This is a genomic window from Gammaproteobacteria bacterium (genome assembly GCA_016765075.1).
Lineage (GTDB): Bacteria > Pseudomonadota > Gammaproteobacteria.
Window position 1 is genome coordinate 14,624 of record JAESQP010000159.1, and the last position, 13,017, is coordinate 27,640.

At 44.9% G+C, this 13,017-nt stretch carries 9 protein-coding genes and 1 pseudogene; 8 read left to right on the forward strand and 2 right to left on the reverse strand.

Going from position 1 to position 13,017, the window contains the following annotated elements; translation table 11 throughout:
* The first annotated feature begins 1 nt into the window (after position 1).
* Complete coding sequence (locus tag JKY90_09875) at positions 2–841, forward strand: S-methyl-5'-thioinosine phosphorylase (protein ID MBL4852562.1); 840 nt, start codon at positions 2–4, stop codon at positions 839–841.
* On the opposite strand, the gene JKY90_09880 is transcribed toward JKY90_09875, so the two are convergent.
* Positions 833–1,654 carry a hypothetical protein gene (locus JKY90_09880; GenBank protein ID MBL4852563.1) on the reverse strand — a complete coding sequence of 274 codons (822 nt, stop codon included), beginning with the start codon at positions 1,652–1,654 and terminating at the stop codon, positions 833–835. The two genes, JKY90_09875 and JKY90_09880, sit on opposite strands and share 9 nt — an antisense overlap.
* 81 nt (positions 1,655–1,735) lie before the next feature.
* Between JKY90_09880 and JKY90_09885 the strand changes: the two genes are divergently transcribed.
* The 7 genes and pseudogenes from JKY90_09885 (at position 1,736) to JKY90_09915 (ending at position 12,031) form a co-directional block, all read left to right on the forward strand.
* Entirely contained in the window at positions 1,736–2,248 is a 513-nt protein-coding gene (locus tag JKY90_09885) for a peptide deformylase (protein ID MBL4852564.1), read from the forward strand.
* A 114-nt stretch (positions 2,249–2,362) separates the two neighbouring features.
* Positions 2,363–3,814: an N-6 DNA methylase gene (locus JKY90_09890; GenBank protein MBL4852565.1), complete on the forward strand. Its 1,452-nt coding sequence runs from the start codon at positions 2,363–2,365 to the stop codon at positions 3,812–3,814.
* A gap of 23 nt (positions 3,815–3,837) precedes the next feature.
* Positions 3,838–5,061, forward strand: a pseudogene (locus JKY90_09895) (restriction endonuclease subunit S).
* Positions 5,058–7,304, forward strand: coding sequence for an AAA family ATPase (locus JKY90_09900; GenBank protein ID MBL4852566.1), 2,247 nt, complete (start codon positions 5,058–5,060; stop codon positions 7,302–7,304). The pseudogene JKY90_09895 and the gene JKY90_09900 overlap by 4 nt, the downstream one beginning before the upstream one ends.
* A gap of 108 nt (positions 7,305–7,412) precedes the next feature.
* The gene (locus tag JKY90_09905; protein MBL4852567.1) at positions 7,413–8,381 is read left to right on the forward strand and encodes a virulence protein RhuM/Fic/DOC family protein; all 969 of its coding nucleotides are present in this window, start codon (positions 7,413–7,415) and stop codon (positions 8,379–8,381) included.
* A 3-nt stretch (positions 8,382–8,384) separates the two neighbouring features.
* Positions 8,385–10,766 (forward strand): DEAD/DEAH box helicase family protein, encoded by a 2,382-nt coding sequence (locus JKY90_09910; GenBank protein ID MBL4852568.1) that lies wholly within the window; start codon positions 8,385–8,387, stop codon positions 10,764–10,766.
* On the forward strand, positions 10,763–12,031 hold the full coding sequence (locus tag JKY90_09915) for a DUF2130 domain-containing protein (GenBank protein MBL4852569.1): 1,269 nt from the start codon (positions 10,763–10,765) through the stop codon (positions 12,029–12,031). Before JKY90_09910 ends, JKY90_09915 begins: the two co-directional genes overlap by 4 nt.
* Here JKY90_09915 and JKY90_09920 read toward each other — a convergent pair.
* Positions 12,028–12,978 carry an alpha/beta hydrolase gene (locus JKY90_09920; protein MBL4852570.1) on the reverse strand — a complete coding sequence of 317 codons (951 nt, stop codon included), beginning with the start codon at positions 12,976–12,978 and terminating at the stop codon, positions 12,028–12,030. The two genes, JKY90_09915 and JKY90_09920, sit on opposite strands and share 4 nt — an antisense overlap.
* Positions 12,979–13,017: the final 39 nt, after the last annotated feature.

Sequence of the window (13,017 nt, forward strand, 5' to 3'; positions counted from 1 at the left end):
AATAATAATGAATCGTTTAGGTATTATCGGTGGTAGTGGCTTAACCAAGCTGGAGAACCTTAAAATCACCAAACGCCAAATGGTGCAAACGCCATTTGGTGAGCCATCGGGGCCGCTTATAACGGGCATACTCAATGGTTGCGAGGCGATTTTTTTGGCTCGACATGGTTATGGCCATACTATTCCACCACATAAAATTAATTATCGGGCAAACATTTGGGCGTTTAAAGAGCTGGGTGTCAAAAACATTATTGCTGCGGCAGCAGTGGGTGGTATTCGAGAAGATATGGCACCGGGTAAGCTGGCCGTGCCCGACCAGTTAATTGATTACACTTATCGACGTGAAAGCAGCTATTTTGATGGCAGAGATAGCGGTGTTAAGCACATCGATTTTAGCTACCCTTATTCGCAACATTTACGTGAGGCACTCATCACTGCGGCTGAAAATGTTGCGATAAGTGTAGTGCCAGAAGGTGTTTATGGCGTGACCGCGGGGCCACGCTTAGAAACAGCAGCTGAAGTGAATAGATTAGAGCGTGACGGTTGCACCATGGTTGGTATGACCGCCATGCCTGAAGCAGCACTGGCGCGCGAGCTGGAGCTGGATTACGCTACCTGTGCCTTTGTCGTCAATTGGGCAGCAGGTCGTACTGAGATCCTTACAGGGTCATTAAGTACTTCTTCACGTTGTTCAGGTCGCACTGAGATCCCTGCGGGGTCATCAAGTGCTTCTTCACGTCCTACTGAGACGATTATTGACATGAAAGAAATTGAAAAATATATGCAGCTTGGTACTCAGCAGCTACGCCAACTTCTGGCTGGTATATTGCCCTTATTGTAGTACTGAGATCCTTACAGGATTATTAAGTACTTCTTCACGTTGTTCAGGTCGTGGCGTGGTGGCTACAGGTTTCTCATCTGTAGCAGACAGTGTTTCGATTTTTAGCTGCTGTTCATTGGCGCTACTATTTTTTTCAATCGGCGTAATCAGCGCAATGACGCCAAAAGCAGGGTGATCAAAATAGTGCGCTTGCTTACTGCGCATACGTCGTGATTCGTCAATACTAAAACTGAGATAATCAGTCTCTAGTGATTGGTAAATAGCGCGTACTTGTTCCTTATCCTGGTTATTCAACAGGCGGTTATAGTTTAATTTTAATTCCAGATGCAAGTAACGCCTCAGTGTTATTGCGGCAGTTCCACTAAGTTGCAGTACCGGCCCGCTATTATTAAGCGCTTCATTGCTAAAACTGTCACCAAAGTGACTCGTTGACACTGCGCCTGATTTTTTAATAACAGTGTTATTGCTTAAATAAACCGGTATTGCTGCGGCATCAGTGGTAAACCCTTGGCGCCAGGAACTGTAAAGTAGCGGTCGATATTGCCAATGCTTTTTCATTTTTGCGACGATATCCGGTAGCTGTTTATCGCCTTGCTTTACTGATTCAAAAAAATAGCGACCATCCTGCATCCTTTTTTCCAATGTTGGCGCTGTTGCTTTTACGGTTGCTACAGGGTGCCGCCATCGTTCGCCAATCAGACCCTGCACGCTGTTATTGGCAAAAATGAATAGTTCTATCTGATACCAACGTTCATTGGCATAAGCAGGTGTGCTCAGTAGGGCGAATGCAAATAGTGCGAACAGACTTTTCATCAATAGACCTTGGTACGGCAAAAACTTGGCAAATAACATATTATTACAGTTTGCATTTCACTTCGAGGAGTTTTACCTATTATGGCGGTACGAGAGGTGTTGCGTATGGGTACACCAAGCTTGCTGGAAGTGTCGTCTCCTGTCACAGAGTTTGATAGTGATGAATTACACCAGCTGATTACTGATATGTTTGACACCATGGCCGCATACAGTGGTGCCGGGCTTGCTGCACCGCAAATTGGCATTAATAAGCGCTTGGTAATATTCGGTGTTGAAAAGAATCCGCGTTATCCGGATGCTGAAGAAGTGCCCATGACGGTATTAATTAACCCAGAGATTGAATTTCTTAGCGATGAAGATGAGCTTGGCTGGGAAGGGTGTTTGAGTGTGCCAGGTATGCGTGGTGCGGTTGAGCGCTGCACGCATATTGGCTATCGTGGTTATGATCAATATGGGCAAGCAATAGAACGTCAAGCCAGCGACTTTCATGCACGCGTGGTGCAACACGAGGTCGATCACCTTGACGGTATTTTGTACCCCATGCGAATTGATGATATGAAACTGTTTGGTTTCGAAAAAAGAACTGTTCCCTGACAGCGAAGAAGAGCAGCAGACTGTCAAATGAGAGCAATAAAGGTATTGCTTTGGCTTATCATGCAGGAAAACACTCAGAGCAATATCATCCGATGAAAAAAGTATGGGTAAAAAATGTTTGAGCAAGCATTTAAAAGCATAGATGATGTCCTTCGGCAGGAAGCGGGCTGCACAACCGAGCTTGATTACACTGAGCAGACCTCGTGGATGCTGTTCCTGAAATATTTAGATGACTTGGAACAAGAGCGTGCCATGGAAGCCGAACTGGTCGGTAAACCCTATGAGTTCATCATTGATAAGCAACATCATTGGTCGAGTTGGGCTGCCCCAAAAAAGCAGGATGGCTCATTTGATCACGATGCAGCGTTGACTGGCGATGATCTTATTGATTATGTGAATGATGAACTTTTTCCCTACTTGAAAGGTTTCAAGCAGCGCGCAACCAGCTCCGATACGATCGAATATAAGATTGGGGAAATATTCGGAGAGATTAAAAACAAGTTTCAGAGTGGCTACTCCCTACGCGATGCTCTGGAATATATGGACGCCCTGCGTTTTCGTTCACAAAAAGAAAAGCATGAGCTTTCCCACCTCTATGAAGCCAAGATTAAGAATATGGGTAATGCAGGGCGTAATGGCGGGGAATATTACACACCGCGTCCGTTAATCCGTGCCATGGTTCAAGTGATAAAACCCAGGATTGGTGAACGTATTTATGATGGTGCGGTAGGTTCCGCCGGATTTCTATGTGAATCCCATGACTATCTACGCAAAGGAAAATTGACTACCAGCCAGTTAAAAACACTCCAAACAAAGACGTTTTACGGCAAGGAAAAAAAGAGTCTAGCCTACATCATTGCCATCATGAACATGATCCTGCACGGGATCGATACGCCAAACATCACCCATACCAATTCGCTATCAGAGAACCTTGCCGACATTCAGGAGAAAGACCGTTTTGATGTGATCCTTGCCAATCCGCCCTTTGGTGGCAAAGAGCGCAAGGAAGTACAACAAAATTTCCCGATTAAAACCGGAGAAACAGCTTTCTTGTTTTTGCAGCATTTTATCAAGTACCTGAAAGCAGGAGGACGTGGAGCAGTTGTAATAAAGAACACGTTCTTATCGAACTCTGATAATGCAGCAACAGCACTGCGAAAAGAGCTATTGGAAAGCTGTAATCTGCACACCGTGCTGGACTGCCCAGCCAAGACTTTTTTGGGTGCGGGGGTAAAAACCGTGGTGCTGTTTTTTGGAAAAGGGGCACCGACAAGAAAGGTCTGGTACTACCAGCTTGATCCGGGGCGTAGTCTGGGCAAAACCAACGCCCTGAATGATAATGACTTGAAAGAGTTTGTAGCGTTGCAAGCGAGCTTTGCCGACTCGGGTAAATCGTGGTCTATCGATCTATCTGATATTGATCCAGAGACTTTTGACCTCTCCGTGAAAAACCCCAACAAAGCGGAGGAAGCACCACTGCGTGAGCCGAAAGAGATTATTGCTGAGATAGCAGGGCTTGATACGGAAAGTGCGAAAATTCTTGAAGGTGTTCGGAGGATGTTGTGAGGGAAAGTTGGAGAACTGCAAAGCTGGGTGAAGTTTGCCAGATTAAACCCCCTAAAAAGGAGGCCAAACAAAAGCTTGCTGACGACGATCTTGTTTCATTTGTTCCTATGAATGGTTTGGGTGTACTGCAAAAAGATTTATCTTTGAATGATGAAAAACCATTGAGCGCGGTTGCGGGTAGTTATACATATTTTTCCGATGGTGATGTGTTATTGGCAAAGATCACTCCTTGCTTTGAGAACGGTAAGTTAGGAGTAGCCCGAAATTTAACAAATGGCATTGGATTTGGCTCTAGTGAATACATTGTTTTTCGGTCGAGAGGAGATATTAACCCAGAGTATCTATTTTATTACTTATCCCAAAATAGCTTCAGAAAAGCAGGGGAGCGGGTAATGAAAGGGGCTGTCGGGCATAAACGTGTCCCGAAAGAATTTATAGAGGAATATCAGGTACCCCTCCCACCACTCCCCGAACAAAAACACATTGTCGCCATTCTTGATGAAGCGTTTGAGGGGATTGATAAAGCGATTGCCAATACTCAAAAGAACCTCGCCAATGCTAGAGAGTTAATTGAAAGCCACTTGAATATTGTTTTCACCCAGAAAGGTGAAGGTTGGGTAGAAAAAAAGCTCAGCGAAATATGCGAAGGGAGGATAACTGATGGCACACACCAAACTCCGAAATATTTTGATGAGGGATATATATTCTTATCGTCAAAAAATGTGACCAGCGGTTTAATAGATTGGGAAAATATAAAGTATCTCGATGAACGTCAGCATATTAACATGCAAAAAAGATTGTCTCCTAAAGTAAACGATATTCTGTTAGCAAAGAATGGCACTACTGGTGTAGCAGCCATTGTTGATAGGGATGTAGCTTTTGATATTTATGTCAGTTTAGCATTGTTACGGCCATCCAAACTAATTCATCCGCGCTTTCTTTGGCATTTTATAAATTCGCCTTCTGCAAAGAGGCAATTCAATAAACGCCTAAAAGGAGTGGGCGTTCCAAATTTGCACCTAAATGAAATTAGAGAAGTTACTATATCTTTTCCAGAAAAATTAACTGAGCAAGACGTTGTAGTAATTCATCTCAACAACTTGCTCCAACATAAAAATAATCTTGAATCAATTTATCGGAAAAAACTTACGGCGCTTGCCGAACTGAAACAATCATTATTGAAAAAAGCGTTTTCTGGGGAATTAACGAAAGAAGCAATACCTACCAAGAAAGAGGCCGTGGCATGATTGAAGGCATAAGAATAAAATCGGTTGCGAGCTTTGGCGATACTGAGCAAATCATAGATGGCTTGTCTAACAATAATTTTTTCTATGGTTCAAATGGTTCTGGAAAAACGACAATTTCAAGGGTGATCGCCGATGAGGATGAATACTCTGAATGCAGCGTTATTTGGCACGGCGGCAACAAACTCCAAACATTGGTATATAACCGTGATTTCGTAGATAAGAATTTTAACTCGGACGCGGAGCTAAAAGGAATTTTTACGCTCGGGGAGAAGAATGAGGCTGATCTGAAAGCGATAGAAGATGCTAAGACCGACGCTGACAAACTAGAGGCCGATATTCAAGGCAAAAAGAAGACCTTGGCGGGTGACGATGGAACCGGAGGAAAAGAAGCAGAACTGGCGGCTCTGGAAAATGAATTTGAGGGGCAATGCTGGACACTAAAAGGAAAATATGACGAAGGCTTTAAAGAAGCATTCAAGGGCGTCAGGGATAAGAAAGCTAAATTCAAAACCAAGCTGTTGGCAGAGGTAGAAGGCAACAAAGCAGATTTACAGACTTTGGAAGAATTGAAGACTAAATGCGCTACGGTCTTTGCAGATAATCTTGAAAAGATGAACTCTATTCCGCCGCTACTGTATTCCGATCTGGTCGATCTTGAAACGGTAGATATTCTGACAAAGAAAGTGATTGGCAAGGATGATGTTGATATTGCCGCGATGATCAAAAAGCTGGGCAATAGTGACTGGGTAAAACAAGGGCGCGCTTATTACGATGAAAATAATGATATCTGCCCATTCTGCCAACAGGATACCGATGAAGCGTTTGCCGAGAGTCTAAATAAGTATTTCGACGAAACGTATTTGAATGACCTCGGGGCAATTGATCAACTGGCCACAAACTATGAAGCGCATAGCACTACTATTGTCCAGCGTCTACAAAGCATAGTCGATGCCGCGCCCCAATATCTGGATTGTGAAAAGCTTGATTCACAGAAAAGCGTTGTTGAAACGAAAATCAGTGCGAATAAGCAGCATATAGGTCGCAAAAAAAAGGAGGCCAGCCTTGTTGTTGAACTAGAGTCCCTGAAAGAAACGCTGGATGAAATAAGTCTGGCGATTAAAAGTGCAAACGAAGAAATAGCGCTCCACAACAAAACCGTAGATAACATCGGCCAAGAGAAGCGCACTCTTACTTCACAGATATGGAAATACGTGATTGAGGAAGCAAAGCCAGTCTATGACAGCTATACCAGCAGAAAGACTCCACTCGAAGCAGCAATTTCGAGTCTGAGTAAAGGGATTGCAGACAAGAAGGCTGAAAAGAAAATAAAGATCGATGAAATCAGGGTGCTAGAAAAGAATATTACGAGTATTCAGCCTACCGTTGATGAAATTAATGCACTGTTATCATCGTTTGGTTTTACAGGCTTCAATATCGCGAAATCACAAAAAGACGGATACTACAGCATTGTTCGCCCTGATGGTTCTGAGGCAAAAGAAACGCTCAGTGAAGGAGAGCGATCCTTTGTGACGTTCCTGTATTTCTATCACTTGTTAAAGGGAAGTACGTCTGAAAGCGGGATGACAGAAAACCGTGTTGTTGTCATTGACGATCCGGTTTCAAGTCTGGATAGCGATATTTTGTTTATTGTCAGCAACCTCATTAAGCGTCTGTTTGGAGATATCCGTTCTGGCACCGGTTATATCAAGCAAGTGTTTGTCCTCACCCATAATGTCTATTTTCACAAAGAGATCACTTTCAATCAGAAACGCACTGACGGCGCGATGAGCGAAGAGACATTTTGGATTGTGAAGAAAATTGAACAATATTCATCAGTCGAAAAGCACAGTGATAATCCGGTAAAAACTTCCTATCAATTACTGTGGAACGAGGTAAAAGATGAAAAGCGCTCAATATTGACCATACAAAATACGTTAAGAAGAATTTTGGAAAATTATTTCAAAATTCTCGGAAATATCAACAATGACAAAATTGTCGATATGTTCGAAGGCAAGGAAAAGCAGGTTTGTGGATCGCTGTTCTCTTGGGTAAATGACGGATCACATTTTGCACTTGATGATCTTTACGTGAGTTGTGATGCGGCAATGGTGGATACATACCTTGCCGTTTTCAAAAAGATATTTGAAAAGTCGGGTCATATCGCCCATTACAATATGATGAAGGGGCAGGAAATGCCAGATGAAGCGAATGATAATCCCAAGCAAGTTGTAGAAGTAGCATAATGAATGAAGCTGAAACCCGCGCCGAACTGATCGACCCCGCCTTAAAAAGACGTTCGTCGGCGAACTAACGGCAGAGCCTGAAATCATCACCAAGGAAAGTACTGTTACATGAGCGATGAAATTATTATCTATCAGGAGGAAGGCCAGGCGGTCGAGGTAAGGTTGGACACTGCGCATGATACTGTCTGGCTGAGTCAGGCGCAGATGGTTAGCTTGTTTGGACGTGATCAATCGGTAATCTCTCGCCATATTGGCAATGTTTTCAAGGAAGAAGAGCTGGCGAGAGGAAGCACTATGCAAAAAATGCATATTGCAAATTCTGACAGGCCAGTGGATTTCTATAACCTTGATGTGATTATTTCGGTTGGTTATCGCATCAAATCTCGGCAGGGCACCCATTTTCGTCAATGGGCGACGCATGTATTACGTGAACACTTGGCCCAAGGTTGGACGCTTTCCAAGCAACGCTTTGAGAAAAATGCCCGCGAGTTGGAAGCAGCGTTGGCGTTGATACGCAAAACAGCCCAAAGCCCCGAATTGCAATTAGAGAGTGGCCGTGGATTGGTCGATATTGTCTCCCGTTATGCCCAAACTTTTTTGTTGTTGCAACGTTATGACGAAGGTTTACTGAGTGACCCCAAGACTCAGGCGGGAGGTGAATTACCCCGCGTGGCTGATGCGCGTGCTGCTCTAGCTCGTCTCAAGGTGGACTTGATGGCACGGGGCGAAGCGACCGATCTGTTCGCCCGTGAACGTGAAGATGGACTGGCCTCGATTCTTGGCAACCTGGATCAATCGGTGTTTGGCGAGCCGGCCTACCCCACCATAGAAGCCAAGGCGGCTCATCTGCTCTATTTTGTGATCAAGAACCATCCGTTTTCCGATGGTAATAAACGTAGCGCAGCCTTTCTGTTTGTGGACTTCCTTAATCGAAATGCGCGTCTGTTGGGTGATAATGGCGAGCCAGTGATAAATGATATTGGTCTGGCAGCGTTGACACTGTTGGTGGCAGAATCTGATCCGACCAATAAAGAGACCATGATTCGCCTGATTATGAATATGCTGGCTGAGGAGTAACCCGTGAACGAAGCTGAAACCCGTGCAGAACTGATTGACCCCGCCTTGAAAGAGGCGGGCTGGGGTGTGGTGGATGGCAGCCGGGTTCGGCGCGAGGTGATTACGCTGGGTCGTTTGCAGGGCGCAGGCAAACGGGCGCAACAGGATGTTGCCGATTATGTACTATTTTATAAAGAGCAAAAGCTCGCGGTCATCGAAGCTAAGCGGCGTGACCTGCCCGATACAGAAGGGGTTGGGCAAGCCAAGAAGTACGCTGAAAAGTTACAGACCCGTTTCACCTATTCGACCAATGGGGTTGGCATCTATCAGATTGATATGCTCACTGGAGAAGAATGCTATGTTGACCGCTATCCCTCGCCTGATGAACTGTGGGAACGGATATTCACCGAAAAAGATGAATGGCGAGAGCGTTTTAGTGAGATCCCTTTTGAAGATAAGGGCGGTCAATGGCAGGCCCGCTATTACCAGCACAATGCAATCAATAAATCTCTGAATGCATTATCGAGCGGGCAAGATCGGATTCTGTTAACTCTGGCGACTGGCACTGGCAAGACCTTTATCGCCTTTCAACTTGCATGGAAATTATTTCATAGTCGTTGGAATTTAAGCCGCGAGCCAAGCCGTCGCCCGCGTATTTTATTTTTGGCAGATCGCAATATTCTCGCTGATCAAGCCTACAATTCATTTTCGGCATTTCAAGAAGATGCACTGGTAAGGATTGATCCTGCAAGCATTCGCAAAAAAGGTCGTGTGCCGAAGAACGGCAGTATCTTTTTTACCATCTTTCAGACCTTCATGAGCGGGCGTGATGCGGATGGCAACCCTGCGCCGAGTTTTGGTGAATATCCACCTGATTTTTTCGACTTCATCGTGATTGATGAGTGTCACAGAGGTGGTGCAAATGATGAGAGTAACTGGCGCGCTATCCTTGAATATTTCGCACCTGCGGTGCAACTCGGCCTTACGGCAACGCCTAAGCGTAAGGGTAACGTGGACACTTACGCTTATTTCGGGGAGCCGGTCTACACCTATTCCCTGAAAGAAGGGATCAATGACGGCTATCTGACACCCTTCAAAGTAAAACAAATTGCCACGACATTAGATGATTATGTTTATACGTCTGATGACCAGTTGATCGAAGGTGAAATAGAAGAAGGGAAGCGCTACGTTGAGGATGACTTTAACCGAGTCATTGAGATCGAGGAACGTGAAAAGTACCGTGTAAAGCTATTCATGGAGTCGATTGATCAGGGACAGAAGACGCTTGTATTTTGTGCGGCGCAGGCACACGCACTTGCTGTGCGAAATTTAATCAATCAGATGAAAGACAGCAAAGAGCCAAATTATTGCGTTCGCGTGACTGCCAATGACGGTGAGATTGGTGAGCAGCACCTCCGAATATTTCAGGACAATGAAAAAACTATCCCGACAATCCTCACCACGTCACAAAAACTATCCACGGGAGTTGATGCTCGTAATATCCGTAACATCGTTTTGATGCGGCCTGTAAATTCCATGATTGAGTTTAAACAGATTGTCGGACGAGGAACCCGCTTATTTGATGGCAAAGACTATTTCACTATTTATGATTTTGTAAAGGCTTATGAGCATTTCAATGATCCTGAATGGGATGGTGAACCGTTAGAGCCAGAGTTATGCCAGCGGTGTAATAAAAGTCCCTGTATCTGCATTGGCGAGCCTCCCCCTGTTTGCTATGTTTGCGGCAAAATACCTTGTGAATGTAGGCGTGAGCCATGTCAAAAATGCGGAGAAATTCCATGCGCTTGCAAAAACAAAGTGAAAGTAAAAATCAAACTTGCAGATGGAAAAGAACGCACGATTCAACACATGATGGCGACGACGTTCTGGAGTCCAGATGGAAAACCGATGTCGGCGGCGGAATTCATTACACGATTGTTTGGTGATTTGCCCGAATTGTTCAAGGATGAATACGAGTTACGAGCATTATGGGGGCAGCCTGATACGCGTAAGGCATTGATCGCAAGCTTGGCGGAAAAGGGCTATGGCGATCAACAGATGTCTGAGGTCAGGCGCATGATTGATGCAGATAAAAGCGATCTGTTTGATGTGCTTGCTTATATTGCCTTTGCTCTTGCTCCTATGACGAGGGAAGAACGGGTAGCAACGCATAAGGTACAAATATTTTCTCAATATGACGAGAAGTTGCAGTCATTTCTCGATTTTGTTTTATCGCAGTATGTTCAAGAGGGCGTGGGTGAATTGGATCAAGAAAAACTCCCTCATTTGTTAAAGCTTAAATATAGAGCTATGGCTGATGCTAAGGAACAACTCGGCGACGTGGCGGCTATTCGCGATGCGTTCATCGGCTTTCAGAAGCATTTATATCAGGAAGATAGCGCATGATTGAACCAACCATTACTTGCCCAAATTGTTCGACAGAAATCAAAGTGACTGAATCATTGGCCGCGCCGCTTATCCAGGCCACTCGAAAGGAATATGAAGCAAAGATAACCGAGAAAGAGGCGGATGTTTTTAAACGTGAGGCAATGTTACGCGATCAGCAAAAAGAAGTTGCCGATGCACAAAAAACCATTCATGAGCAAGTTGCAGAAAAACTAACTATTGAGCGCAAATCAATTGCAGTGGAAGAAGCCAAGAAAGCAAAGACGGCTGTTGCGTCTGATCTGGAGTTAAAAGAAAAAGAACTGAGCGAACTGCAAGAGGTTCTTGATACACGAAATGCAAAGCTAGAAGAAGCGCAAAAAGCGCAAGCTGATTTAATCCGAAAACAGCGCGAACTCGATGATGAAAAACGTGAGTTAGATTTAACTGTAGAGAAGCGTGTTCAGGCTTCAATTGCTGAGGTTCGGGAAAAAGCAAAAAAAGAAGCAGAAGACAGCTTAAAACTCAAAGTATTAGAAAAGGAAGAACAGATTTCTTCAATGCAGAACAAAATTGAAGAGTTGAAGCGTAAAGCAGAGCAAGGATCGCAACAACTTCAAGGTGAAGTAATGGAATTACAGCTTGAAGACACGCTGCGTTCAAAGTTTCCATTCGACACTATTGAGCCAGTCGCCAAGGGAGAGTTTGGCGGTGATGTCATCCAGCGAGTTGTTTCGCAGATGGGAGTCCCTTGCGGTGCCATCTTATGGGAGTCCAAGCGCACCAAGAACTGGAGTGATTCCTGGCTTGCCAAACTTCGTGGTGATCAGCGAACTGCAAAAGCGGAAATTGCCGTTCTTATATCTCAGGCATTACCAAAGGATATAGAGAGCTTTGGCCATGTGGATAACGTTTGGGTTACTGCCCCGAAATACGCTTTTCCGCTTGTAATGTCTCTTCGGCAGACCCTAATCCAAGTCGCTCACTCCAAGCAGTCGCAAGAAGGTCAGCAAACTAAAATGGCGTTAGTATATGACTACCTAACCGGCCCACGTTTCCGTCACCGTGTTGAAGCAATTGTAGAAAAGTTCTCGGATATGCAAGCCGATCTGGATCGAGAGAAAAAGACGATGACGCGTCTTTGGGCAAAACGCGAGTCTCAAATAGACGGTGTGATTGAATCGACTGTCGGAATGTATGGAGATTTACAGGGCATTGCTGGTCGCGCGTTGCAGGAAATAGAAGGCTTGGAAGTGCCATTGATCGAAAGTGATATTGACAGCTAATTGTTATAAAAATCGTCGATTAACTGCCAAAAATCGATGTCTGTACTGTCGCTGATATCGTTATGCCCTGCGTTGTCAGCAATAGCCATTTGTTTTCCTGGATGATGAATAGCGTTGTAGAGGTCACGCCCCTGGGCCAGAGGAACCACACGGTCTTGTCCGCCATGAATAATCAGTACAGGCGAGTTGATGTCTTTTGCTTTGCCAAGATTATCAAAAACACCTTCTACCAGCCAATCAAACCAGGTAAAGCCCATTTTTTTTGCCATAGCACGCCCTGATGCCAGCGGTGCAACCAGAACAGTCGCTGCGACCGTGTAGCGGCTACTCAAGTCAACCGCCACCGTAGAACCAATGGAGCGCCCATAGAGGTATATCTTGTTTTGCGCAAACCCTTTATTTTTCAATACGGCTTGATAGGCTGCGTCTGCATCAAGATAAAGCCCTTTCTCGGTAGGTGTACCGTTGCTTTTACCGTAACCACGATAATCAAGCAGCAAGACATTCAATCCCATATCTCGTAACAGGCTGGCGTCTGTCAAGCGGCTATAGGCATTACCGGCATTACCATGAAAAAATAATACCACGCGATCAGACTCAGTATTTTTAAGGTAAAAACTGTGAATGCGTACATCATCGCGGGTGGTCAACCATAACTCCTCGGTATTGGCTACAATGAGAGCGGGATAATCGTTGGCTTTCTCGGGAAAAAAAGCCAGTTTATCAACGAAATAGTTTTTACAGCCACCTGACAGTAATAGCGGTATACCCAGTAAAATGGTTTTTAAGGCAAGGGCACCTCTATTAATTGCTTGCGGCCTCTGGCTTACAGACGAGCTCAGGATCAAGGCATCATTGCGCAGGCAGGCTGGTTGCCTGTTGAGCAATGATAACACCGAGCCTGGTTTCGTCTGTAAGCCCCGTAGGGCGCGACCTGAAACATGCATATGCTGCGTTATACCCCAAGGGGGCGCAATCCTTGATAA

Coding starts and splice junctions, on each gene's coding strand:
- JKY90_09890 (MBL4852565.1), top strand. CDS start 2,363: ATGTTTGAGCAAGCATTTAAAAGCATAGATGATGTCCTTCGGCAGGAA.
- JKY90_09900 (MBL4852566.1), top strand. CDS start 5,058: ATGATTGAAGGCATAAGAATAAAATCGGTTGCGAGCTTTGGCGATACT.
- JKY90_09920 (MBL4852570.1), bottom strand. CDS start 12,978: ATGCATGTTTCAGGTCGCGCCCTACGGGGCTTACAGACGAAACCAGGC.
- JKY90_09905 (MBL4852567.1), top strand. CDS start 7,413: ATGAGCGATGAAATTATTATCTATCAGGAGGAAGGCCAGGCGGTCGAG.
- JKY90_09885 (MBL4852564.1), top strand. CDS start 1,736: ATGGCGGTACGAGAGGTGTTGCGTATGGGTACACCAAGCTTGCTGGAA.
- JKY90_09915 (MBL4852569.1), top strand. CDS start 10,763: ATGATTGAACCAACCATTACTTGCCCAAATTGTTCGACAGAAATCAAA.
- JKY90_09880 (MBL4852563.1), bottom strand. CDS start 1,654: ATGAAAAGTCTGTTCGCACTATTTGCATTCGCCCTACTGAGCACACCT.